Origin of the sequence: Pseudorhodoplanes sp., assembly GCF_050250235.1 — a bacterium.
Classification (GTDB): domain Bacteria; phylum Pseudomonadota; class Alphaproteobacteria; order Rhizobiales; family Xanthobacteraceae; genus Pseudorhodoplanes.
The window spans coordinates 68002-91042 of the sequence record NZ_JBFWPA010000001.1 but is presented as its reverse complement, the minus strand read 5'-3'; the positions used below and the strand labels follow the sequence as shown (position 1 = coordinate 91042).

Annotated in this window: 20 protein-coding genes and 1 other RNA gene; 9 read left to right on the top strand and 12 right to left on the bottom strand. The window is 63.9% G+C overall.

The features are described 5' to 3' along the window. The 4 genes from AB7F49_RS00435 to AB7F49_RS00420 form a co-directional block, all read right to left on the bottom strand. Positions 1 to 489, bottom strand: coding sequence for a tripartite tricarboxylate transporter TctB family protein (locus AB7F49_RS00435; protein ID WP_428519157.1), 489 nt, complete (start codon positions 487 to 489; stop codon positions 1 to 3). Positions 490 to 601: 112 nt separating this feature from the next. Beyond that, positions 602 to 1132: a chromate transporter gene (locus AB7F49_RS00430; RefSeq protein WP_428519155.1), complete on the bottom strand. Its 531-nt coding sequence runs from the start codon at positions 1130 to 1132 to the stop codon at positions 602 to 604. Further along, positions 1129 to 1692 (bottom strand): chromate transporter, encoded by a 564-nt coding sequence (locus AB7F49_RS00425; protein WP_428519153.1) that lies wholly within the window; start codon positions 1690 to 1692, stop codon positions 1129 to 1131. The genes AB7F49_RS00430 and AB7F49_RS00425 overlap by 4 nt, the downstream gene beginning before the upstream one ends. 56 nt (positions 1693 to 1748) lie before the next feature. After that, positions 1749 to 3149 (bottom strand): uracil-xanthine permease family protein, encoded by a 1401-nt coding sequence (locus tag AB7F49_RS00420; RefSeq protein WP_428519151.1) that lies wholly within the window; start codon positions 3147 to 3149, stop codon positions 1749 to 1751. A 133-nt stretch (positions 3150 to 3282) separates the two neighbouring features. Here AB7F49_RS00420 and ssrA point away from each other — a divergent pair. From ssrA to fumC, 3 genes are all read left to right on the top strand, one after another. Continuing rightward, positions 3283 to 3652: a transfer-messenger RNA gene (gene ssrA, locus AB7F49_RS00415) on the top strand. A gap of 110 nt (positions 3653 to 3762) precedes the next feature. Continuing rightward, the gene (locus AB7F49_RS00410; protein WP_428519149.1) at positions 3763 to 4278 is read left to right on the top strand and encodes an SspB family protein; all 516 of its coding nucleotides are present in this window, start codon (positions 3763 to 3765) and stop codon (positions 4276 to 4278) included. A 60-nt stretch (positions 4279 to 4338) separates the two neighbouring features. Continuing rightward, positions 4339 to 5760, top strand: coding sequence for a class II fumarate hydratase (gene fumC, locus AB7F49_RS00405; RefSeq protein ID WP_428519147.1), 1422 nt, complete (start codon positions 4339 to 4341; stop codon positions 5758 to 5760). 64 nt (positions 5761 to 5824) lie between these two features. Here the strand turns inward: fumC and AB7F49_RS00400 are convergent, their stop codons facing one another. After that, positions 5825 to 6058 (bottom strand): hypothetical protein, encoded by a 234-nt coding sequence (locus AB7F49_RS00400; protein WP_428519472.1) that lies wholly within the window; start codon positions 6056 to 6058, stop codon positions 5825 to 5827. On the opposite strand from AB7F49_RS00400, the gene AB7F49_RS00395 reads away from it, so the two are divergent. Further along, a complete protein-coding gene (locus AB7F49_RS00395; protein WP_428519145.1) occupies positions 5969 to 6211 on the top strand; it encodes a DUF4169 family protein in 243 nt (80 codons plus the stop codon). The two genes, AB7F49_RS00400 and AB7F49_RS00395, sit on opposite strands and share 90 nt — an antisense overlap. Beyond that, positions 6153 to 6392 carry a ribbon-helix-helix domain-containing protein gene (locus tag AB7F49_RS00390; RefSeq protein WP_428519143.1) on the top strand — a complete coding sequence of 80 codons (240 nt, stop codon included), beginning with the start codon at positions 6153 to 6155 and terminating at the stop codon, positions 6390 to 6392. Before AB7F49_RS00395 ends, AB7F49_RS00390 begins: the two co-directional genes overlap by 59 nt. A 37-nt stretch (positions 6393 to 6429) precedes the next feature. Here AB7F49_RS00390 and AB7F49_RS00385 read toward each other — a convergent pair whose 3' ends face one another. The 3 genes from AB7F49_RS00385 to mddA form a co-directional block, all read right to left on the bottom strand. After that, positions 6430 to 10056 carry an AsmA-like C-terminal region-containing protein gene (locus AB7F49_RS00385; RefSeq protein WP_428519141.1) on the bottom strand — a complete coding sequence of 1209 codons (3627 nt, stop codon included), beginning with the start codon at positions 10054 to 10056 and terminating at the stop codon, positions 6430 to 6432. 171 nt (positions 10057 to 10227) lie between these two features. Beyond that, positions 10228 to 11649: an FAD-binding oxidoreductase gene (locus AB7F49_RS00380; RefSeq protein ID WP_428519139.1), complete on the bottom strand. Its 1422-nt coding sequence runs from the start codon at positions 11647 to 11649 to the stop codon at positions 10228 to 10230. Between the two features lie 82 nt (positions 11650 to 11731). Continuing rightward, the gene (mddA, locus tag AB7F49_RS00375; RefSeq protein ID WP_428519137.1) at positions 11732 to 12565 is read right to left on the bottom strand and encodes a methanethiol S-methyltransferase; all 834 of its coding nucleotides are present in this window, start codon (positions 12563 to 12565) and stop codon (positions 11732 to 11734) included. A gap of 236 nt (positions 12566 to 12801) precedes the next feature. Between mddA and AB7F49_RS00370 the strand changes: the two genes are divergently transcribed. Further along, the gene (locus AB7F49_RS00370) at positions 12802 to 13311 is read left to right on the top strand and encodes a thioesterase family protein (protein ID WP_428519135.1); all 510 of its coding nucleotides are present in this window, start codon (positions 12802 to 12804) and stop codon (positions 13309 to 13311) included. A gap of 5 nt (positions 13312 to 13316) precedes the next feature. Here AB7F49_RS00370 and AB7F49_RS00365 read toward each other — a convergent pair whose 3' ends face one another. Beyond that, entirely contained in the window at positions 13317 to 13565 is a 249-nt protein-coding gene (locus AB7F49_RS00365; RefSeq protein ID WP_428519133.1) for a hypothetical protein, read from the bottom strand. A 112-nt stretch (positions 13566 to 13677) separates the two neighbouring features. Then, positions 13678 to 14076 carry a hypothetical protein gene (locus AB7F49_RS00360; RefSeq protein ID WP_428519131.1) on the bottom strand — a complete coding sequence of 133 codons (399 nt, stop codon included), beginning with the start codon at positions 14074 to 14076 and terminating at the stop codon, positions 13678 to 13680. A 158-nt stretch (positions 14077 to 14234) separates the two neighbouring features. Between AB7F49_RS00360 and AB7F49_RS00355 the strand changes: the two genes are divergently transcribed. After that, on the top strand, positions 14235 to 15182 hold the full coding sequence (locus AB7F49_RS00355; protein WP_428519129.1) for a virginiamycin B lyase family protein: 948 nt from the start codon (positions 14235 to 14237) through the stop codon (positions 15180 to 15182). Positions 15183 to 15212: 30 nt separating this feature from the next. Further along, complete coding sequence (locus AB7F49_RS00350) at positions 15213 to 15944, top strand: dienelactone hydrolase family protein (protein ID WP_428519127.1); 732 nt, start codon at positions 15213 to 15215, stop codon at positions 15942 to 15944. A 125-nt stretch (positions 15945 to 16069) separates the two neighbouring features. On the opposite strand, the gene AB7F49_RS00345 is transcribed toward AB7F49_RS00350, so the two are convergent. Beyond that, positions 16070 to 16645, bottom strand: coding sequence for a hypothetical protein (locus AB7F49_RS00345; protein ID WP_428519125.1), 576 nt, complete (start codon positions 16643 to 16645; stop codon positions 16070 to 16072). Positions 16646 to 16673: 28 nt separating this feature from the next. Next, positions 16674 to 18281, bottom strand: coding sequence for a caspase family protein (locus AB7F49_RS00340; RefSeq protein WP_428519123.1), 1608 nt, complete (start codon positions 18279 to 18281; stop codon positions 16674 to 16676). 390 nt (positions 18282 to 18671) lie between these two features. Between AB7F49_RS00340 and AB7F49_RS00335 the strand changes: the two genes are divergently transcribed. After that, positions 18672 to 22880, top strand: a complete 4209-nt coding sequence (locus AB7F49_RS00335) for a GAF domain-containing protein (RefSeq protein ID WP_428519121.1) — start codon at positions 18672 to 18674, stop codon at positions 22878 to 22880. The last annotated feature ends 161 nt before the right edge of the window (positions 22881 to 23041 follow it).

The following is a 23041-nucleotide window of genomic DNA, read 5'->3' as shown; positions in this document are numbered from 1 at the left end:
TCACCGTGGCCAAAGCTGAAGCGGCAGATTCAGCCCGTAGATAAACAGCGCGACACAGGCCGCAGTCAGCACGGCTGACCAGATGATGCTTTCGACCCAGCGCACATCCTTGGACGCCGCGGAGGCAATCATCAGCGTCAGAAAGCTCGATATGATGAGCCCCCACGGACGCACGGTCGCGCCGAAAAATAGCACCGACGCGATAAACAGAACCGGTGCGCGAATTCCCCACTTTTGCAGCGGGGGACCGTCCGAGATCACCCCGTTCACAAGAATGATAACGGACACCCCGAACAGCAGCCAGCCGAACAGCCGCGGCGCCGTACCCGGCCCGAACGCGAAGCCTCGCATGCCCGGAAGATCGCTGCCCGCCCAGAGCGAAAACAACGCCAGCAGAGCAAGAGCAAGCCCGCCCCAGAAATCCTGCGGCCCGCGAATAATCCCCGTCGCTCGCGGTGATCCCGCCGGCTCCCCTGCGCCTCCCGCCATACGCCCTCCCCACGCCGTAGTTTTACAGTGTCCCCTCTTGGATCTTCGCCCAAGCTGAGGCTCTTGTCTAGCAAATCGCTGGCCGGAACCGGAAGAAACAATTGCAGGCGTGTCAGATCAGGCCGGCCGCGCCTATTATCGCGGCAAAGCCAAACACCCAGAGTGGATTAATCCGAGTAAAATATCCGATTACGACCGTGATCCCCGTGATACCGGCCGCCGCGACTCCACTGTCATTCGCGAATGCCAGAATCCATGCACTCGCGGCGAGAAGCCCGATTGAAACAGGAACGAGACCGGTCTGGATCGCAGCGCGCAATGGTGCATCGCGAAAACGATCCCAGACCTGCGTGATGAAATATGTCGCGATGCAGGTTGGCCCGACCATTGCAACTGACGCGACAAAAGCACCCGCGATACCCGCGACCTGATATCCGATGAGTGTCGTGATGATTACGTTCGGCCCCGGCGTCACCTGCGCGATTGCGAACAGATCGGAAAATTGTTCGGCCGTCAGCCAGCCCTCGAGCTGTACCGCGATCCGATACATTTCAGGGATCGCTGCGTTGGCTCCGCCGATTGCAAACAGCGACAGCAACGCGAAGTGGCCCGCAAGCAGCATCAGCGGGTCGGAGGCCTTCATCGTCGTTGCCACCATGCAGCAAGCGCGATGCTCGCGGGCGCAATCACCAGCAGCGTCCAGACGAGCGGCCAGCGTGCGACGCCGATTGCGAGGAATGTCGCGGCCAGCACGAACGGACCCGGAACCAGCCCCTGTCGCAGCAGCGGTTCCGCCATTCGCGCAATGACCACGATCATCAGGCCAATGGCGGCGGCGGCAATCCCGGTCAGGATGCGGCGAAGGATTTCAACATCGCCGTAGACGGAATAGAGCGCAGACAGGGCGGTCGCGATCAGCGCAGGCGGCCCCAGCAGACCGAGCAACGCAACCACGGCACCGGCCGCGCCTCGGATACGCGATCCGAACACCACCGCGAGGTTGACCACATTCGGCCCGGGCAGGAATTGCGCAAGCGAGAACGTCTCGTTGAACTCCTCCGGCGTCATCCACTTTTTTTCGTCGACGATCAGACGGCGCGCCCATGGCAGGATCATGCCAAAGCCGGAGACCGAAATTTTCGCAAAGCCCAGGAAGAGTTCGAGCAGCGTGATGCCGGCTGGCGAAGGCGACGATTCGGACATGCAGCCTTCTATATCACGTCGCCGGACGGGACCGCCCGGCGACGTGCCATTGCTGCTTACGCGGTCGCGGGCTTGGCGCTCACCTCTTCGTCCGCAGCGAGCGCACGGTCCTCGGCATCGTCAGGCAGGAACAGCGTCATCAGAATGGCGGCCAGGCCGCTCAGCGTGATCGGCGAGCCGAGCACCTTCTGTGCGACATCAGGCAATCCTTTCAGCGCATCGGGGACGAGCGCCACGCCGAGACCGAGCCCGAACGACACCGCCATCACATAGACCGCCTTGCGGGTGATCGGCTGGTTGGCGAGGATGCGGATGCCGGCCACAGCAATCGAGCCGAACAGCACCAGCGTCGCGCCGCCCAGCACCGGCTTGGGTATCAGCGTGAAGATCGCCGCGAAGATCGGGAACAGTCCGAGCACGACCAGAATGCCGGCGACGTAATAGCCGACATGGCGGCTGGCGATTCCGGTCATCTGGATCACGCCGTTATTCTGGCTGAAGGTGGTGTTCGGGAAGGTGTTGAAGATCGCGGCGAGGCCCGAATTGACGCCGTCGGCGAGAATGCCACCCTTAATGCGCGACATATAGAGCGGGCCCTTCACCGGCTCGCCCGAAATGGTCGAGTTGGCGGTCAGGTCGCCGGTCGTTTCGATCGCGGTCACGAGATAGAGAAACGCGATCGGCAGGAATAGCGCCCAGTCGAAGGACAGGCCGAACATGAAGGGCCGCGGCAGCGCAAAGATCGGCTGTCCGCCGATGGCGCCGAAATTCACCTTGCCGAGCAGGGCCGCGACCACAAAGCCTGTCACCAGCCCGATCAGCACCGCGCTGATGCGCAGGTAGATGTTGCGCTGAAAGCTGAGCGCGAGAATCACCGCGATCACCAGCAGCCCCAGCCCGAGATTGACAGGGCTGCCGAGATCCTTGGCACCGACCCCGCCCGCCAGATCGGTGAAGCCGACCTTGACCAGGCTGAGCCCAATCACGGCAATCACGATGCCGGTGACGGTCGGCGTGATGATGCGTTTGAGCTTGTCGACGAACTGGCTGAGCACGACCTCGATCAGGCAACCGGCCAGGCACAGGCCGAAAATCATCGCCAGGATGTCTTCGGGCGTGCCGCCGCGGCCCTTGACCGCAAAACCGGCGGTCAGGATTGCACCGAGAAAGGCGAAGCTCGTGCCCTGCAGGCTGAGCAGGCCCGACCCCACCGGACCGATGCGCCGGCACTGGATGAAGGTCGCAACGCCGGACACGAACAGCGACATCGAAATCAGATAGGGCACATAGCTGCCGAGCCCGAGCGCGCCGCCGATGATCAGGGTCGGAGTCACGATACCGACGATGCTCGCCAGCACATGCTGGGAGGCGGCGAGCAAGCTCGTCATCGGATCGGGCCGGTCGTGGAGGCCGAAAATTATGCCGCTCGGCTTCGGCAAATCACGCGCACCGGTCATGGATGTCCTCCTCAAGTGACCAAGTCCCCGGCGCCAGGTCAGCTTAGGTCAAAGGCCGTACTGCATGGAACCGTCTGGCCTGCGCAAAGATTGGACGAACCGGCCCGCAATTGCCTTGCGCCTGCGCAGTGGCACCCTTCCCTCCCGGCGGTGCTGCCCATATATTCCGTCTGCCGGCGTCAGCCGGCTATGGCGATAAACGGACTTCGCAATAAACCTTTCGGACCCGGGGGCAGTGCCCGGCGCCTCCACCACCAGCGGCTCCAGAAATATCCGGCCGGCCGTTGCTGATGGGGGCGAAACAGGATCGACGAGGGCGTAAAGGTTGTACTTTCGCTCGGTATGGTACCCGCCGTTATCGGGCCAAACGTATAGTTGCCAACGACAACTATGCTCCGGTTGCTCAGGCCGCGTAAGCGGTTTGAAAGACCAAGTCTAAAGCCCTGACGGGTTAAGCTCCGTCAGGCGGGGTTCGGAGGCACCTGGCAACAGAAGCCTCCACTTTCGTTTCAGCCCAGTCCGCTGTGTTTCCGCCTGCCCACGGGCTGACGGAGGGGTCGCGCCGGGCTACCATGGCAGGCGATTCTTGAGGCGGCTTCTGGTGCAGACACCGATGGCGACCGACCATATCCGTTACGACCTTCTCGCGCAGGACGCACTGCGCGGTCTGGTGCGCAAGGTCCTCACCGACACCGCCAAGAGCGGGCTGCCCGGTGATCACCATTTCTCGATTTCGTTCCGAACCGACGCGGAAGGCGTGAAAATGTCACCGCGCCTGCGCGAACAATTCCCGGGCGAAATGACCGTGATCCTGCAGTATCAGTTCTGGGACCTGAAGGTGACCGATTCCGGCTTCGAGGTCGGGCTCTCGTTCGGAGGCGTACCGGAAAAGCTCGCCGTCCCGTTCAGCGCCATCAAGAGCTTCTTCGATCCGTCCGTCCAGTTCGGCCTGCAATTCGAGACCATTGAGGCGGACGCCGGCGCCGCAGAAACGCCGCCGGCACAGCCCGCTCTGGCCGATGGCAAGCCGGCCGCGCCCGCCGCAATGCCCGAGCCGACCGATAAAGTTGCCGCCGCGGACAAGCCGACCGGCGAAGTGGTGCGGCTCGATCGCTTCCGGAAGAAATAGTTTCGATCAATTCCGGGTCAGGCGGCTTTGGCGTGCGCCGGCTTGGCGCTACATTCATACATGGCCAATCGCAAGACTGACACGCGTACCAACGTCAAGACCCGCACCGAAACCGACAGCTTCGGCCCGATCGAGGTGCCTGCCGATCGCTATTGGGGCGCACAGACGCAGCGATCGCTTCAGAATTTCCGGATCGGCGGCGACCGCATGCCGGAGCCGCTGATCCGCGCCTTCGGTATCGTCAAGCGCGCCGCGTCGGAGACCAACATGGCGCTCGATCTCCTCGACAGGAAGCCCGGCAATGCCATCATCGCCGCGGCGCAGGAGGTGATCGACGGCAAGCTTGCGGCCGAGTTTCCGCTGGTCGTCTGGCAAACCGGGTCCGGCACCCAGACCAACATGAATCTCAACGAGGTGATCGCCAATCGCGCGAACGAAATGCTGGGGGCGCCGCTCGGCTCCAAGACGCCGATCCATCCCAACGACCACGTCAACATGAGCCAGTCGTCGAACGACAGCTTTCCGACTGCCATGCACATCGCCGCGGCGCTTGAGATCGTGAACGGACTCATTCCCGCGCTGGAGCACCTGCACGCGGCGCTGCGCGCCAAGGAAAAGGAATTCGCCGGGATCGTGAAGATCGGCCGCACCCACACGCAGGACGCAACCCCCCTCACCCTCGGTCAGGAATTCTCCGGCTATGCCGCACAGCTCAAATTCGGGATCGCGCGCATCAGGCTCGCGGTGAAGGAGCTTTACCCGCTCGCACAGGGAGGGACGGCGGTGGGCACCGGTCTGAACTCGCATCCGAAATTCGCGAACATGTTTGCAAAGCGCGCAGCAGCGATCGCGGGCCTGCCCTTCGTCAGCGCGCAGAACAAGTTCGAGGCGCTCGCGGCGCATGATGCCTATGTGTTCGTGCATGGCGCGATCAATGCCATGGCGACCGGCCTGTTCAAGATCGCCAACGACATCCGCCTGCTCGGCTCCGGCCCGCGTTCGGGCTTTGGCGAGTTGATCCTGCCCGAGAACGAGCCGGGCTCCTCGATCATGCCGGGCAAGGTCAATCCGACCCAGGCCGAGGCGCTCACCATGGTGTGCTGTCAGGTATTCGGCAATCACACCACGATCACCGTGGCGGCGAGCCAGGGTCATTTCGAACTGAACGTGTTCAAGCCCGTCATTGCATTCGCCATGCTGCAATCGGTTCGGCTGCTGGCCGATGCTTCACGCTCCTTCGCCGACAATTGCGTGGTCGGCATCCGCGCCAACGAGGCGCGCATTCGCGAATTGATGGAGCGATCTCTGATGCTGGTGACCGCGCTCGCACCGAAGATCGGCTATGACAATGCAGCCAAGGTCGCCAAGCGCGCGCATCAAAATGGGACAAATTTGAAAGACGAAGCCGTCAATGGCGGCTTCGTCACCGCGGAAGAATTTGAGCAGCTGGTCCGCCCGGAGCGCATGATTCGTCCGCAATGATCGGACGTTTCGCGCGGCGCATCAAATCGTCCGGCACCTTGCGGTGCGATTTTCCGCGATCGGCTTAATCGCCTGAAAACTCCCTTTTCTGTTCGTGGCCAATTCCGCCTTGCCCCTGCCACGCTAATGGCGCAATCAACAGCCGGTATGTGTCAATAGATTTGGGCCCGAGGGGGTCCAAAGATAGCCGGTAACTGCCGGGTCTTTGATGGGCGACGTCTTTAATCTTCGGCTGGCGCGGAAGAGGCGTGACCGGCAGCGTGACGCGGATGACGCTGCGGCGCATCGACTGGTTCATGGTCGATCGAAGGCGGAGCGCAAACTGGAAGGGGCGCAACGTGACAAGTCTGCAAGCAATCTCGACGGCCACCGGATTGGAAGCGGAGAGGCCAATGAAGTCGCCGGTCGTGAAGCGATCGATCGTAATAGCGGGACACAAGACAAGCGTTAGTCTCGAAGACGCATTCTGGAAGGGCCTCAAGGAAATTGCCGACGCGCAGAACATGACGCTCTCGGACATCGTGGCGAAGATCGACTCGCAACGGCGGCATGGCAACCTGTCTTCCGCGATCCGGCTGTTCGTGCTAGATCACTATCGCGGGCAATCCGTCGACAAGGACACGCGCGGCTGATCGCGCGGCAGCTTCGATCCACGCCTATCGACGCATTTCAGAAAATCGGATGCAGCCGCTGGGGTGACCGCGGTTGCACGACGGGCGGCGGCGGCGCCCGGCCGATTGGCTGTGGGAACGGATTGGCGCCGAGCGGACGCTGCGGTTCGGCGCGCGACGGCTCGGCTCGCTGCTGCGGCGGCGGTGCGGCGCGGCGGCGGTCTCCGGCGGCTGGCCGGATTTCGACCGCTGGCGGCAGTGCCTGCACGGGTTGCGGCGGCTTTCGCCGTGGAACCGCATGGGTCTGCGGCTTCTCCGGCTCGGTCTCCTCCTGCACCGGATGCGGCGGCGCCACCGCGGGAGCACCCTGCTCGATGGCTTCGAGCTTCTTGGTCTGCCTGTCCACCGAGCGCAGCGCGAGCCATCCGGTCAGCGCCGACACATCCAGCATGCGGTCGGGGGCGGAAGCCGGCCCCCGCAAGACCACCGCGATTTCGGGCTGCAGCGAGGCGCCCGCATCGGATCCCGACATCGAGAGCCGTGCATCGATCCGGGAATCGGAAAAATCATACGAGCCCGTCACCGCGAGATCGGCCGCCTCCGCCTGCGCCTTGAAGGTGTTGATGCGCACGACCCCCGCCGCGAGCGTCAGCGTCGCCTCCGCATGCGGCACGGCAAGGGGCCCGGCATCGAGAGCGCGGCCCGCCACTTCCCGCACGCGCGCCGCATCGATCGAAAGTCCCTGGTCAACGCTGAGCATCGCCGCGCTGAAGACATTGGGAGCAAGCGCTGCGATCCGGGCATGATCGAGCGTCAGCGTGCCGGATCCGTTGAGCGAACCGATCAGGGCGCGCGGGCTGCGGCCCTGACCTTCGAAACGCAGGGTCAGGCCGGCCTGACCGGTCAGCGGTCCCGCTCCGTCGCCGAACAGCAGCTGGGTCGCATCTGCGCCCACAATATTGACCTGCCCCGCCAGTCCCAAACCATCGTCACCGCGCCGCAGTGTTCCGTGGCCCGACAGGTGGCCGCCGAGCAATTCACCCTCCACGCCTTCCACCGCCACATTCATGTCGGCGAAGCGCAGCACCGAGCGAAACTTCGAAACCAGCAAGGTCGGCGACAGGATGGCTTGCGCCGCGCTGAAGGTCAGACTCCCGGTCATTTTCGGAAACGCCGGCAGCGCAAACGGTGTCTCGCGCCAGCGTCTTTCCTCTCTGGCGGAGGGCGCAAACCCGGCAAGGGTGGCGAACACCGCAGTGATGTCGACCGTGTCGGTGCGTACTTCGCCCTCGACCGCCGGAGCGTCGCCGAATGTGAGGCCGAGCCGGCCACGCAGGGCAGAGCCTGCCACGCTAGCTGACAGATCCTCGAGCCGTACGCTTGCGCCGTCGGCCAGGAGTCGGGTCTTGATCGCCAGCGGAACGGTTCTCGCGGGCTCGCCCGCCAGCACGATGTCGAGGCTTCCGACCGCAATGTCGAGCGACGCGCGACGGCCGTCCTTCGCGAAGGGGCGGATCGAACCGGTCGCGCGGGTGTCGAGATTGGCGGAGACAATCCGGGTGTCGAGTCTCATGTCGCCGGCCGGACTGCCGTTCAGCGACAGGGTGTAGCTGCCCGGCTGTCGCGGCACCGACACCACGCGTTCGGCGCCGGCGACCTTGAGCAAGGCGTTCACGTCGGCGGCGTCAAGCGAGCCTTCGAGCGCGATATCGGCCGTGGCCGGCTCGCTCCATCGGCCGGTGAGCGCGGTCTTCAGCTTGAAGTCCATGGCGCCGATCGGCCCTTCGATCGATACCGTGGCGCGGCTGTCGCCGCCCGGGCCGGAGGGCTCGACCGTTGCGGTGCCGGCCAGTCGTGCCGGTGCGGCATTTCGCGCCGCGCGCTTCAAATTCTCGACGAGAACCGCCGGCGCAAGCTTTGCCAGATCCGACAATCCTTGCGGATCGCGCATGGCAAGATTGAACGACATCGATCCGCGAAGTGCCGGCATGTCCATGCGGCCTTTGCCATCGAATGCAAGCCCGGCGAGATCGGCGATCGCGAACCGTTCGATCGAAAGCACTCCGTCCTTCAGGCCGAGCTTCAGATCGGCTCTGTCGCCATCGAGCCCGGCGAAGCGAACGCGACCGAGCGCCAGCACAAGTGCCAGGTCCTCCGGGGGAGCCACCGCGGACAGCAGCTTGACCGATTCCGCGGCCTCCATCAGCGCATCGAGATCGAGTTCGTCGGCGCGCAGAGACGCATCGAGGCGCGCCGGCACCGTGCCCTGCGCGAAACGATAGGCGAGATCGCCATGGAAGCTCTTGCGGTCGAAGCTGGCCTGCATGCGGGCGATCGCAATGCGGCCGGCTCCGAGCATCACGTCGCCGCGAACCTGAACCGGTCGCGCCGGCAGCGCGCTTGTGCCCGGGGCACCTTCGAGCCAGTCGGCAAAGGCGCTCGGATCGGTCGAGGCTATATCGAGGGGACCCGCGAATGACAGCCGCCCGTCCGTCTTGTCGAGGCGTCCACTGGCGCGCAACTGCGTGAAGCCGGGCGCACGCAGTTCGAATGCGCTCAGAGTCATGCTGCCGCGACTGAACTCGATATCGCCTCTGATATTCTGCAGGCTGGTGCCGCCCAGCGTCAGGGCGTCGACGCCGAAGCCGACCTGGGTCGGGATTGGCGGCCCGACAATTCGTTCGACCGCGGCGATCAGAGCCACCAGCGCGTCACGCGGCGGCAACCTTTCGCCGCCGGCATCGCCGAGCAGCTTGTCGGCATCGAGCGTACGCGCCGTGAGCACCGCGTCGATCCGCGGCCGCGCGCCGAACCTCGCTTCCGCGGTCCCGTGCAGCTTCAGCGCCCGGTCGTCGGGGCCATACTGATATTCGACCTGCTCGAACAGAGCCGATGCCGCATTCGCCTTCAGCCGCGCGCTGATGCGCCAGGGTGCCGCGGTCTCGCCTGCGGCCGGAGCGCGCCGCGCAACGGTCGCGGTTCCTTCGAACCTTGGCGCCCCGTCCGCGCCGGCGGACAGCAAACCTTCGGCCTCGGCATAGACGGGCCGGTCGGCGGGATCGATCGTGAGCTTGATGCGCGACCCGTTCGCTTCCGGCCGCGCGGTCGCGACGCGGTAGCCGTAGAGCACGCCGTCCATCACGAACGCGCCTTCGCCGCGGATCGGCCCCGGCAAGGACTTCACGTCGCCGTTGAACCAGAGCTTGGACAGGGTTGCGCTCGCGCCGCTTGCGGCATCGGCCAGTTGCAGGCTGGCATCCTCGACCACAAACTTGTCGATCGACAGCGCCTCGGTATTCACGCCGGCCAGCGCATTCGGCAGCAGGGCGCGGCCGTCCTGTGTCAGCGACACGCGCATTTCAGGCGCGATCAGGCGCAGTTCCACCGCCCGGAGTTTGCCGGACAGAAGCGGCGGCAGCGCGAACTCGATCCCGAGCGCCTTCGCCCGCAACGCCTGCGCGTCACCTGGATGGCCGATCTCCACCCCGGACAGCACCAGCGACGGCGACGGCAGCAGCCGCACGTCCATCGGACCGGTCACCCTGACCGGCAGCCCGATCACCTGGCTCGCCTGCTGCTCGAAGGCGGCGCGATGGGCGTTCCAGTCAACGAAATGCGGCCCGACCAGCGCTGCGAGCAGCGCCAGAATTGCGGCAATCGCCAAGGTCAGCAATGTTGCCTGCACGGAACCACCTGAATCGCCAGCCACAAAGATGAGCCCATGCCTCCCGCACCGCAAGGCGGAGGTTTACGCAGGACTCAGGGCTTGTGAACGCCGACCCGGATACCGCTCGTTGGCGGCAAATCTATGATGATTGCGTTGCTCTGTGATGGGAGCGCTGACCGCTCAACCCCGTCATTCCGCCGGCACCAGCTTGCCCGGATTCATGATGTTGTCCGGGTCGAGCGCAGCCTTGATCGCACGCATGGCCGCAAGCGCCGGGGCGCCGTGCTCCGCCAGCAGATATTTCATCTTGCCCTGCCCCACCCCGTGCTCGCCGGTGCAGGTTCCACCCATGGCCAATGCGCGCTCCGCGAGCCGGCTCAGGAATTTCTCGGTCGCCAGCACCTCCGCGGGGTCGTTGCCGTCGACCAGCAGCGCCACATGGAAATTGCCGTCTCCGACGTGACCCACGATCGGCCCCAGCAGTCCCGTCGCCTGAAGGTCCGCTTGCGTCTCGGTGACGCATTCGGCGAGCCGCGAGATCGGGACGCAGACGTCGCTGGCCAGCGGCAGCGAGGCCGGCCGCAGCGCTTTCGCCGCCCAATAGCCGTCATGGCGCGCCTGCCAGAGCCGCGTGCGGTCTTCCGCCTTCACCGTCCATTCGAACGGACCGCCTCCGAGATCGGCCGCGATCTCGCCGAAGCGCTCCGACTGCTCGGCGACCCCCGCCTCGGTGCCGTGGAATTCCAGCAGCAGCAGCGGACTCTCCGGCAGCGACAGCTTCGAATAGGAATTGCACGCCCTCACCTGCACCTCGTCGAGCAGTTCGATGCGCGCGACCGGAATGCCGGACTGGATGGTCATGATGGTAGCGTTGCAGGCGGCCTCGACCGACGGAAACGGGCAGATCGCCGCCCCGATCGCTTCCGGGATGCCGTGCAGTTTCAGCGTGATTTCGGTGATGACGCCGAGCGTGCCTTCGGAACCCACGATAAGCCGGGTGAGGTCGTAGCCGGACGATGACTTGCGGGCGCGCGTCGACGTCGTCATGACCTCGCCATTGGCGAGCACCACCTTCAGCGCCATCACATTGTCGCGCATGGTGCCGTAGCGCACCGCATTGGTGCCGGAGGCGCGAGTCGCCGCCATGCCGCCGAGCGAAGCGTCGGCGCCGGGATCGATCGGGAAGAACAGGCCCTGATCGCGCAGATGCTCGTTCAGAAGCTTGCGGGTGACGCCCGGCTCGATCACACAGTCGAGATCCTCGGCATGCACGGCGAGGATGCGGTTCATGTCGCGGAAGTCGATCGAGACGCCGCCTTGCGGCGCGTTGACATGGCCTTCCAGCGAAGTGCCGGTGCCGAACGGGATCACCGGCACCCTGTGGCGCGCGCAGATGCGCACCGTCTCCTGAACGTCGGCCGTCTCCTGCGGAAACACGACCGCGTCCGGCGGCTGGTTCGCAATCCAGGTGGTGGTATGGCCGTGCTGCTCACGCACCGCCTGCGAGGTCACCAGCCGGTTGCCGAAGCTTTTTGCCAGATCCGCAATCGCGGCTTGGATCGCCCGCGCATCGCGTCTCGGCTCGGAATAATTTGCAGCGGCAACGGCCATCGGCGCCCTCATTGCGTAAGGGCGCCGACCCTAGCAGAGAGCCGGGCCGCCGCAAGGCAAGTCGCGGTATCCCCCGCTTTCGTCACCGCTCCGGCAAGGAGACGGGGCGGACCAGGCCTGTTGCAAGTTCTTGCCGCGGCTTCGATCCGGCCGATCCGCCGAGGAACGGCACAATCATCGACACCCGCTCGCGATAGCGCCGGTAATCGTCACCGAACTGGGCGACCAGATCGCGCTCCTCGAGGAAAATGCCGACGAAGATGTAGCCCGTGGTCATCACCGCGAAGAGCAGGTGCCCGACCGTCATCACCGGTGCCGCCCAGAAGGCGATGATGAAGCCGAGATAGATCGGATGCCGCACCACCTTGTACAGCGACGGCGTCCTGAAGCGCATGTCCGGCGCATGCCGGCCGGTCAGGTTGTTGAACACCTGGTGCAGGCCGAACAATTCGAAATGGTTGATCAGGAAGGTCGCGACCAGTACCAGCGCGATGCCTGCGATCGATATCACCTGCACGGCAACCGCAAGTTCCGGATATGGCACCTGCCAGACCACGGCCGGGATCGGGCGCCATTGCCAGAACATCAGGATCAGCACCAGGCTGGTGGCCAGCACGTAAGTGCTGCGCTCCATCGCATGCGGGACAGTGCGGGTCAGCCACGCCTTGAAGGCGCGCCGGGCCATGCCGCTGTGCTGGACCGCGAACAGCGTCAGCAGTGACAAATTGACGGCAAGCGCTTCGGCAAGCGGCACCACCGTTCCGTTGTCGAGATGCTTCGGGACCACAAGACCGGTCACGAAGCCGATGGCGTAGCAGAAGGTCGCAAAGAAAATGACATAGGCCGCAAGGCCGTAGAGGAAGATCAGGACGCGTTGCAGGGCCTGGGACAGGGTATTTGACACGGCTTGGGTCATGGGGCGTCTCCATCCGGGGCTTGAAGATGGCCGGTCACATAAAGCCAACGCTGCCGATCCCGAATGACCGCCCTTCCGCACAAATTGATCGGCCGTCCAATGCGTTTGATCGGGCTTCCGCAGAACCTGACCGAACGTCCACGCGGTGCCGCGGCAAAGCCCCAAATTTTTCTAAAATGACTACATTGCCTGTGTTTTCGATTTACACATCGCGTGCGCTGCAGCACAATTCTGTCATGCTGGACCGCTGCGATTTCGAGCCCGTTTTCTTTGCTCCGTTCGTCTCCTCCGTGATGACGGTCGAGCGATCCTGGATCGATCTCAACGGCCATATGAACATGGCCTATTACCACGTGCTGTTCGATCGCGGGGTCGACGAGATGTACGGCCTCGCCGGAATTGGCTGGGACTACCTGAAGACCCGCAACCACTCGTTCTTCACCGCCGAGGTTCATCTGCGCTATCTGCGCGAACTGAACGAGGGCGATCCGGTGCGGGTGACGTTCCAGTTGCTGGACTACGATTCAAAACGGATGCACTTCTTCCAGCAATTGTTCCACGCCACCGAGGGCTGGGTGTCCGCGACCTGCGAAAACCTGTCGCTGCATATCGACATGGCGGCGCGCAAGGTCGCACCGTTCCCGCCCGATGTGCTGAAGCGTCTTGACGAGATCAAGACCTCGCACGGACGACTCCCCCGCCCGGAAGCGACCGGCAAGCGCATCGCCATGCCCGCGAAAGCGTAAGGCCTTCAGTTCTCCGGGAGCCTTGCGAGCAGGCTTTCGATTCGTGGATTGTCATCCGGACGGCCGCCATCCGCCCCGGATTCCGACCGCGCAAGATAACCGTCTCCGACCGCCACGTCATGCCGCCCGCCGCAATCGGGGCAGCGAACCCGAAGCCGCAACGGCTGCAGGGCGAAGAATGTGGACCAGTCGGTCTCGATCCCGGTTCCGACCGATCGGTTGGTCACCGGGCAGAAAATGCTGATCGGATTCACCGCGATGATCCTCGCTGGAACCGCCCCGTCCGGGTTTGCCGCAATCATGGTTAACGACGCGTTAAATCATTGGCGCATTCACGCCTTTCGCGCCCGGCGCGGACGAAGCCGCTCAGTCGCGGAAGAAGGGATCATTGTCCCGGCGCGACTCGATCCTGCGCGGCGCCACTTCCGCGGCTTCGCGGCGCTCCGGCCCGGTTCGCGGCGGAGCCTTCGCCTGTTCCCTTTGCGCATCCTCGCCGATGATGGTGCGGCGCTTCGGCGGCTCAATTGGTGACGGCGTGTAGTCGTATTTCGCGGTCGGCACGATCCAGACCGGGACGCGGTTCGGATCGGCCGCCGTCTCTTCATCCCTCTCACGCTCCCATGCGCCGGCGCGGCCGTCGGTGCTCGCCAGCACGGGCGACTCCTGTGTCCCATTGCTCACGACCGACAACACACCCGCGAATACCGCTGCGGCGACAGCGGCCACAGCGGCGAGATAGGCAACCATGCCAATCACGAGCTTCATGCCGCATGAACGCGAGGCGGGCTTGCGCCGTTCCACACCATCCCACCGGACTGATACGATCCGGCGAGATGGTGCGTGCTTGACGGCGCGAACGTCACCGATACGATTCAAATAGCGTCGAAAAATGCATGTACCGGATCACGGTACAGGGAGGATGAATGTCCGCGCCCGCGTCACCACTGGTTCATGCGCGCTCGTCCCGCAACGAGAATCCTCCCGTCATCCGGACCCACAAAATCCCCTCCCCGAAGTCCGAGCCCTATATCTGCATGGAAGGCCCGGACCGCGCGCTGTGGTTCTGCGAAAGCGGCGCCTCGAAGATCGGCCGCTTCGATCCAGTCAACGCATCGTTCCGCGAATTTGCGCTCCCTGTCGATCACGCCATGCCGATCGGCATCACCGTCGGCGGCGACGGCAACATGTGGTTCTGCGCCAAAAAGGCGAACAAGGTCGGCCGCATCACCATGCAGGGCGACATCACGCTGTTCGACCTGCCGACCCCCGGCGCCGGACCGGACGGAACGCTCAACGGACCGGACGGCAATGTGTGGTTCTCTGAAACCGAACTGAGCCGGATCGGGCGCATCACGCCGGACGGCAAGGTCACGGAATTTGCAGACGGCATTTCGCCGGGCGCGCGCCCGCTGTCGATCGCCGAGCGCGATGGCGCGCTGTGGTTTTCCGAGGCCGCCGGCAACCGCGTCGGCCGCATCACCATGGACGGCGCGGTTACGGAATTCCCCATTCCGAGCCACGACAGCCAGCCGCGCGCGATGGCGACGCATCCGGACGGTTCGATCTGGTTCGTGCAGACCTCGACCAACGCGCTCGGCCGCATCGACCGGCAAGGGCACATCACCGAGCACAAGGTGACGACGCCGGAATCCTCGCTGCGCGGGGTCTGCGTCGGACCGGAGGGCGACCTCTGGTTCACCGCCAACTTCGCCAACAAGATCGGCCGGATGCGGCCGGATGGCAGCATGGTCGGGGAATATCCGATCCCGGTCCCGAATGCCGGGGCGCGCTGCATCTCGCCGATGTCGAACGGGCGATTGTATGTCACATTGTTCGATGCCGGGATGATCGGCGAAGTGATCCCGCAATAAACGTATTCGGCTTTTTTGGTGGAGGAACGCGTGGCAGTCGAAAGAATCAAATATCAGGCCGGCAATGTAACGGCGCATGGCGCGCTGGTCTGGAATGACAAGATCGCCACCAGGCGGCCGCTGCTGCTGGTGATGTCGAACTGGCTCGGCGTCACCGACACCATCATCAAGCGCGCGGAAAAGATGGCGGGCGACAAATACATCGCGTTCGTCGGCTGCATGTATGGCGAGGGCAAAACCGCCGAAGGCCCGCCGGAATCGCAGGACCTGATGATGGCGGTGCGCTCCGACCGCGTCGAGGGACGCAAGCGCGTCAACGCCGCCCTGCAAACGATGATTGCCGAGGCCGAAAAGCGCGGCATCGGCGATTCATCGAAGAAGGCCGCGGTCGGCTTCTGCTTCGGCGGCGGCAACGTGCTGGAGCTTGCGCGCAGCGGTGCCGATCTCGATGCGGTGGTGTGCCTGCACGGCGATCTCGCCACCTCGATGCCGGCGAAGAAGGGCGACATCAAAGCCGCGATCTTCGTCATCCATGGCTCGAAAGACCCGGTGGCACCGAAAGCCGACCGCGACGCGCTGGAAGCCGAACTCGATGGCGCGGAAGCAAACTGGCAATTGCTGGATTTCGGCGGCCGGCTGCATTCCTTCTCGGAGGAAGAAACCGACATGCCGGGCTTTGCGAAATATCACGCCGGTGCCGCGCACCAGACCTACCGCATGCTGGACGATTTCATCCAGGACGCGTTCGCGAAGCGGCTGTAGCAACGGCTGCGATTGAAGCGGCGGCCTGAGTCGTTCCGGGGCGCGCCGAATGCGCGAGCCCGGAATGGCGCCGGTACTGACCCAACAGCGGCGAGGTGCGCGCCGCAACAGCGGACCGGGTGATGTCAGTTTTTCGTAAAGCGCATCTGGCATTGTCCCGAATGCGCCGTCGAAATCGTGCCGGCCATCCGCATGGTGGAGCCGGAGCTGGACAGACTGAGATTGAGATGGTCCGAATATTGCCCGAACGTTCTGACGAAACTCACGCGATTGCCGCTGATCCGTCCGTTTGAAATGGTCCCGCTGTCCCACATGTTCGTTCCGCCATGGGACGCGCTGAAGGTGTTTCCCGACTGGCTGATGGTCAGGGTTCCGGTATAGGGCTCGGTAAACCGCGTGCATTGTCCGGTCCAGCGCCACAGACCGCTGAGCGAACGTGTGGCGCGAGCCTCCGGCTTTGCGGCCTTGGTCGCGGCTCGCGACTTGCGCGGATTGACGGGACGCGGCTCGGGGCGCGCCCGCTTTGGCACAACGACCTGCTGACTGCCCGAGACCGACTGGCCTTTCTTGCCGATGCTGCCGCCAACGCTGCCGCCTTGGGCCAGCACGATGCCGGTCGCGGCAATAGTGATTGCGGCACCCGCGATCAGGACAGGGACAATCCTCAACCAGCCGGCAGGAGTCCGATCGCCAATCTGCATCTCTTTCTCCTTGTGGCGCTCTTGGCTATCAATCATTGGCAACGACGCGTTCCCCGCCATCCGCGCAAACGGCGGCGATCACCCGGCAGGCCCGCCCGCGCTTGCCGCAATCGGCGAGCGCGGTATCTTTCGCCAGCCTGGAATTGTCCCGGGCAACCAGCGCAAATGACGATGGCGAATACGCAAACGCGCCGCATTCCGTTCCGAAGAAGCTGATCTCGACGTTGCATTGCCTCGCGCTGCCACAGGTCGCCCGTGCGCTGGCAACCGCTTCCCGGCGCGTGGCCTTGCCCCAGCCCATGCCCCATTTCTCGCTGTTTCTGGCGTAAACGATCGCGCCCCATGGCTTCAGCGCATCGGTCCCGCGCAGTCGCCGCAACAATCCATGAGTCGGCTGCCCGGTCGGCGGCAGCCGGTTTGCCGTTTCGAATTCGCGGATAGCTGCGCGCGCGATGTCACGAAGCGGACCTTCCACCGGACCGGGATCGTAGTTCAGTTCGTACAGCCGCGTGCGAATTTCGCTGAGCAAGGCAGGATCGACGATCACAAGCTCATCCGGGGTGCTGCGTTCGGGTGCCGGCGTGTCCTCCCTGCTGATTGCCGTCGGCTCGACGGAGGCGTGTTGCTCTTTCGGAACCACGGCGGGCGGCGCCTGCCGCGACTCCTGCTCCTTGATTTCAAGCTTGAGTTCTTCGAGCCGCGCTCGCGCAAGGCTGCCGAAAATGGTGTCGCCGAACTGCCGAATGAAATCTTCCATTACCGCCTGGCTGGTTGTGTTCTCGACGACGGGCCAGGCGGCCGCGGCCGCTACGACCGCGGGTGCCTGCGGGATTGCGGGGGGAATGATATTCGGCCGGCCGCGCAGAAAATATTCGCCGATCAGGGACAGCGAGAGTTCGGGAAGCTGCGACCGTTTCGTGGCCTGATACACATCGGCGGTGATCCGGCGAAAGACCGTGCCGATCTCCTCGGAGGCCTCGATGTGCTTGAGAAACGCGGTCGTGAAGGGGCTGTTGCGGCCGGATCCGTCGTCGGCCGTTCGCCCGGCCTGCGTCGCATAGGCCACGATCATGCCTTGCGCGTTCTCGATCTTCGCGAGCCCGCGCTGAATGCCAGCCGCGCGGGACCTTCCGATCGATCGTCGAAGCTCATCCGCCAGAGGGTTGTCCCGACAGGAATCCAGCACCAGGATGCGCAGGTTTCTCGCCTGTTGAAGGTCGGCGAGAATATCGTCGACGCGCGCCATGCGGCGAAGATCCGCTTCGTCCGTCAGCTTGGCATCGACCGGCATCAGGTAGTTCACGCCGGCAAACTGCATGGCATGCCCGCTGTAATAGAAGATGGCGACATCGGCGTCGCGGGCCGCTCGCGCGAAGCGGATCGTCGCGTCTTCCATGCCGGGCTTGTCCAGATCGACACCGACGATGACCTCAAATCCGGTCCTGCGGAGAGCGCCACCCACGTCCTCCGCGTCGTTTCGGGGATTGGGCAGGCGAGGCGCATTGGCGTAATCGCCGTTGCCAATGATGAGGGCGACACGCTTCTCGGCCAGTGCCGGGGAGGAAAAGCCGGGAAGCAAGCCACTCGAGAGCGCGGACACCGCGAGCGCCAGCATAAGATGACGGGATACCCCCATAGCAAACCCCGCGCGCCCTCAAAGACCAAGCTTTTCGAAACATACACCCAACCAGCCTTTGTCGCACCTCCCACGCCGTTGGTTCAAGCGAGCAGGATCAAAAATCACCCGGCAGGCGCCTGGCGCCCCGGAGCCGGCTGGCAGGGGCTCGATTGTCGGCGGCCGGCTGCATTCCTCCGGAGGAGGAGAACGACCCGCGGCTCTGGTGAAATCTCATCAAGGCCCGGCGCAACAGACCCGGCGGATGCCCGGCGATGTCATTCAGGACGCGTTTGCTAAAAATCTCTGGCAGACAGGATGGCGCTTCTTTTGACGCGGCCATTGCCGGATGTGCTAACCTGACTTGACCGTCGCAGATTTGCATTGTGCTCTTGCAACGAGTTCGAGTGAATGGCGAAACGCCAAACACTGAAGCGCAAGGCGTCCATTCCGCGCAGGGCGGCGAAACCTGCCGCGGATGCAAAACCGGATATCGTCGCGCTTCAAAACCAGATCGCCGATACACAAAGGCTTCTCTCCGAGGCGCAAGAGCAGCAGGCTGCGAGCGCCGAGGTTCTCAAGCTTGTCAGCCGCTCCGCTTTCGATTTGCCGGCGCTGCTCGACAGGCTGCTGCAGACCGCAGCACGGATTTGCGAGGCGGATATCGGCACCATCCGTTATCGCGACGGCGCTGACTATCTCCTGGCCGCGACTTACGGCTGTACGCCCGAATGGCGCGATCATTTCGTCGGCTATTCGGTGAAGGCGGATCGCGGATCGGTGTTCGGGCGGACGATCGCCGAGGGTCGCACCGTCCATATCCCGGATGTGCTCGCCGACCGCGAATTCGCGCGGCCCGAGGCACAGAAGCTGATGGGTTTTCGCGCGGCGCTCGGCGTCCCGCTGGTGCGGGACGGCACGACCATCGGCGTGGTGAATCTGTTCCGCTTCGCGCCACGTTCTTTCGCCGAGCAGCAGGTCCGTCTGGTCGAGACCTTTGCCGATCAGGCGGTCATCGCCATCGAAAACACTCGTTTGCTGAAGGAATTGCACGAGCGCACCGGCGATCTCACCGAAGCGCTGGAGCAGCAGACTGCGACCAGCGAGATTCTTGGAGTGATCTCCGGTTCGCCGGGCGAACTCGCGCCGGTGTTCGAAGCGCTGTTGGCCAACGGGGTGCGGCTTTGCGGTGCCAGTTTCGGCGCGCTGATGCTGCGCGAGGGCGACGTCTTCCGGCAGGTCGCTTTCCACAACGTACCGCGGGCTTTCCAGCGGGCGTCGGCGCAGTTCGGTCGCATATTCCGCCCGCATCCCAATAGCGTACACGCCCAGATCGTCAGGAACAGGCAGGTCGTCAGTATCGAGGACATGCGGGCTGGAGTGCCTTACCGCGATGGCGACGCGGACGTCAGAGCATTCGTCGATCTCGCCGGCGCTCGCTCCGTGCTCGTCGTGCCCATGCTCAGGGACGACGAACTGATCGGAACCATGTCCATCTACCGCCAGGAAGTCCGCCCGTTCAGCGACAAGCAGATCGAACTGCTCAGCAATTTCGCCAGGCAGGCCGTGATTGCGATCGAGAACACGCGGCTGCTGAACGAATTGCGCCAGCGCACCGACGATCTCACCGAAGCGCTGGAGCAGCAGACTGCGGCCAGCGAGGTCTTGAGGGTTATTTCGAGTGCGCCGGGCGAACTGACACAGGTATTCGAGACGATACTGGCCAATGCGACCCGCTTGTGCAGCGCGACGATTGGCACGCTGATCCTTTATGACGGCGAGTTCTTCCAGAACGCGGCTCTTCACAATGTGCCGCGCGAATTTGCCGCGTCGGCCGCGCACACCTTGATCCGTCCCCATCCAAAGGGCGGTCTCGCCGAAGTTGTCAGGACACGGCAGCCGGTACAGGTCGCCGACTTGCGGCGTTCCCCAGCCTACCTTGAGGGCGATCCCGCCGTTGCGGCGATCACGGATGTGGCCGGCGCACGCACCTTGATCATCGTCCCGATGCTGAAGGAAGCCCGGTTGATCGGTGCCATCGGAATTTATCGCCAGGAAGTCGCTCCATTCGCGGCCAAGCAGATCGACCTGGTCAAGAATTTCGCCGCCCAGGCGGTGATCGCCATCGAAAATGCCCGTCTGCTCAACGAACTTCGTGAATCGCTGCAACAGCAGACCGCCACCGCCGACGTGCTGAAGGTCATCAGCCGGTCGGCCTTCGATCTGCAGACCGTGCTCGACACGCTGACAGAATCTGCAGCTCGACTTTGCGAGGCCGAGATGGCCTGTATCGTGCGGCCCGAGGGCGACTATTTTTTATTCGCGGCAAATTTCCAGTTTCCGCAAGCCTTCGTCGAGCTGGTAACGACAACGCCGGTCTCCGCCAGCGGAGGGACGCTTGCCGGCCGCGTCTGGACGGAGCGCAAGACGGTTCATATCCCCGATGTCCGCGCCGATCCGAAATACACTTTCAGCGAAGGCCAGAAGGCGGGCGGCTTTGCCTCCTTGCTGGGTGTGCCTCTGCTTCGCGAAGGGATGCTTATCGGCGTGATCGTCCTGGCGCGGCGTACCGTGCGTCCGTTCACCGCCAAGCAGATAGAACTGGTGTCCACATTCGCCGACCAGGCGGTGATTGCGATGGAGAACACGCGCCTGTTCAATGAAGTCCAGGCGCGGACCGAGGATCTCTCCGAATCGCTGCAACAGCAGACCGCCACCGCCGACGTGCTGAAGGTCATCAGCCGTTCCGCCTTCGATCTGCAGACCGTGCTGGATACCCTGACCGAATCGGCCGCGAAGCTGTGCGACGCCGATATGGCGGGAATCACGCGGCAGCGCGCGGATGGACAGGGCTTCTCTCACGTCACGAACTACAACTTTCCGCCGGACTGGATCGGCTACAACGCCGCAATCAAGATGGAGCCCGGGAGGGGCAGCGTCGTTGGCCGCGTCCTGCTGGACGGCAAGGCGGTTCAGGTTCCCGACGTGTTTGCGGATCCCGAATACACCTATCTCGAGCCCGCGAAGAAGGCCGGCTACCGCACGTTCCTGGGCGTGCCGCTGTTGCGGCAAGGACAGCCGATCGGCGTGGTCACGCTTGCGCGCAGAACGGTTGCGCCGTTCTCCGACAAACAAATCCAGCTGGCGCAGACCTTCGGCGATCAGGCCGTCATCGCGATCGAAAACACCCGGCTTCTGGACGAACTTCGTACGCGCACCGACGATCTATCCGAGTCGCTCGAGCAGCAGACGGCGACGAGCGAAGTTCTCAAGGTCATCAGCCGCTCGACCTTCGACCTTCAGACCGTGTTGCAGACGCTGGTCGAATCCGCGGTGAGACTGAGCGAGGCCGATCAGGGCACGATCGCCCAGTCGATGGGCGGGAATGTCTTCTATCGGACCGCCACCTTCGGCTTTTCGCCGGAATTCACCGATCTCGTGAAGGACCTGCCGGTCGCCCCGGAACGCGGCTCGGCGACCGGCCGCGCCCTTCTCGAGGGCCGCACCATCCACATCCCCGATATCGAATCCGACCCGGACTACACGTTCCACGACGCCAAGCGGCTGGGCGGGTTTCGCGCGATCCTCGCCGTTCCCATGCTGCGCGAGGGACAGCCGATCGGTGTTTTTGCACTGACACGGATCGAACCCCGCCCTTTCACCAGCAAGCAGATCGACCTCGTCTCCATCTTCGCCGACCAGGCGGCGATCGCGATCGAGAATGTGCGGCTGTTCGAGAGCGTGCAGGCGCGCACGCGCGAACTTGCCGCCTCGCTGGAAGAATTGCGCCTCGCGCAGGACCGGCTGATTCAGACCGAGAAGCTCGCCTCCCTCGGCCAGCTCACCGCGGGCATCGCGCACGAAATCAAGAACCCCCTCAACTTCGTCAATAATTTCTCGGCCATATCGGTTGAGCTGATCGACGAACTGCGCGAATTGCTGGATGGCCCGCATCCGGACGGCGATCGGCGTGCCGAAATCCGGGAGCTGATGGACATGATGCAGGGCAATCTCGAGAAGATCGTCCAGCACGGCAAGCGCGCGGATTCGATCGTCAAGAACATGCTGCTGCATTCCCGGCAGGGCTCAAGCGAGCATCGGTCCGTCGACATCAACAGCCTGGTCGAGGAGAGCCTCAACCTCGCCTATCACGGCGCGCGCGCCGAAAGGCAGGGATTCACCATCGCGCTCGAACGCTCGTTCGACCCGGATGCGGGCGAGGCCGACCTGTGCCCGCAGGAGATCACCCGCGTCCTGCTCAATCTGATCTCCAACGGCTTCTACGCCACCGCGCGCCGCAAGGCCGAACAACCGGACAACAGCTACGAGCCGACATTGTCCGCCGCCACGAGGAACCTCGGAGACCGCGTCGAAATCCGGATCCGCGACAACGGCACCGGTATCCCGCCCGAGGTGAAGGAGCAAATGTTCAACCCCTTCTTCACAACCAAACCCGCGGGCGAAGGCACCGGCCTGGGCCTCTCGCTCAGCCACGATATCATCGTGAAGCAGCACGCCGGCGCGATCGATGTCGAGACCAGCCCCGGCGCCTATACCGAGTTCCGGATCGTTCTGCCGCGCCTGGGTGCGACGCTCGCAAAGCCGCGAGACGATGCATGACCGTCCGTCACACCGACTGCGATCCGACGGGCAACTCAACTCTTGCGATGTACGGACTGAGGAAGCGGAAAATGTCCTCAAGGAAGACGCGGCTGGCGATCGCTGCACACGTTCGATCTCATGTCGAAATTGACAGGGATCGCGACACCTCTGCGAGCGGA

Excerpts from the sequence above, each read along its gene's own strand:
- AB7F49_RS00380 (WP_428519139.1), bottom strand. The coding sequence starts at position 11,649 with ATGGCCGTTGCCGCTGCAAATTATTCCGAGCCGAGACGCGATGCGCGG.
- AB7F49_RS00435 (WP_428519157.1), bottom strand. The coding sequence starts at position 489 with ATGGCGGGAGGCGCAGGGGAGCCGGCGGGATCACCGCGAGCGACGGGG.
- AB7F49_RS00410 (WP_428519149.1), top strand. The coding sequence starts at position 3,763 with ATGGCGACCGACCATATCCGTTACGACCTTCTCGCGCAGGACGCACTG.
- AB7F49_RS00430 (WP_428519155.1), bottom strand. The coding sequence starts at position 1,132 with ATGAAGGCCTCCGACCCGCTGATGCTGCTTGCGGGCCACTTCGCGTTG.
- AB7F49_RS00425 (WP_428519153.1), bottom strand. The coding sequence starts at position 1,692 with ATGTCCGAATCGTCGCCTTCGCCAGCCGGCATCACGCTGCTCGAACTC.
- AB7F49_RS00400 (WP_428519472.1), bottom strand. The coding sequence starts at position 6,058 with ATGAACCAGTCGATGCGCCGCAGCGTCATCCGCGTCACGCTGCCGGTC.
- mddA (WP_428519137.1), bottom strand. The coding sequence starts at position 12,565 with ATGACCCAAGCCGTGTCAAATACCCTGTCCCAGGCCCTGCAACGCGTC.
- AB7F49_RS00360 (WP_428519131.1), bottom strand. The coding sequence starts at position 14,076 with ATGAAGCTCGTGATTGGCATGGTTGCCTATCTCGCCGCTGTGGCCGCT.
- AB7F49_RS00355 (WP_428519129.1), top strand. The coding sequence starts at position 14,235 with ATGTCCGCGCCCGCGTCACCACTGGTTCATGCGCGCTCGTCCCGCAAC.
- AB7F49_RS00370 (WP_428519135.1), top strand. The coding sequence starts at position 12,802 with ATGCTGGACCGCTGCGATTTCGAGCCCGTTTTCTTTGCTCCGTTCGTC.
- AB7F49_RS00340 (WP_428519123.1), bottom strand. The coding sequence starts at position 18,281 with ATGGGGGTATCCCGTCATCTTATGCTGGCGCTCGCGGTGTCCGCGCTC.
- AB7F49_RS00420 (WP_428519151.1), bottom strand. The coding sequence starts at position 3,149 with ATGACCGGTGCGCGTGATTTGCCGAAGCCGAGCGGCATAATTTTCGGC.
- AB7F49_RS00345 (WP_428519125.1), bottom strand. The coding sequence starts at position 16,645 with ATGCAGATTGGCGATCGGACTCCTGCCGGCTGGTTGAGGATTGTCCCT.
- AB7F49_RS00395 (WP_428519145.1), top strand. The coding sequence starts at position 5,969 with ATGGGCGACGTCTTTAATCTTCGGCTGGCGCGGAAGAGGCGTGACCGG.
- AB7F49_RS00390 (WP_428519143.1), top strand. The coding sequence starts at position 6,153 with ATGAAGTCGCCGGTCGTGAAGCGATCGATCGTAATAGCGGGACACAAG.
- fumC (WP_428519147.1), top strand. The coding sequence starts at position 4,339 with ATGGCCAATCGCAAGACTGACACGCGTACCAACGTCAAGACCCGCACC.
- AB7F49_RS00335 (WP_428519121.1), top strand. The coding sequence starts at position 18,672 with ATGGCGAAACGCCAAACACTGAAGCGCAAGGCGTCCATTCCGCGCAGG.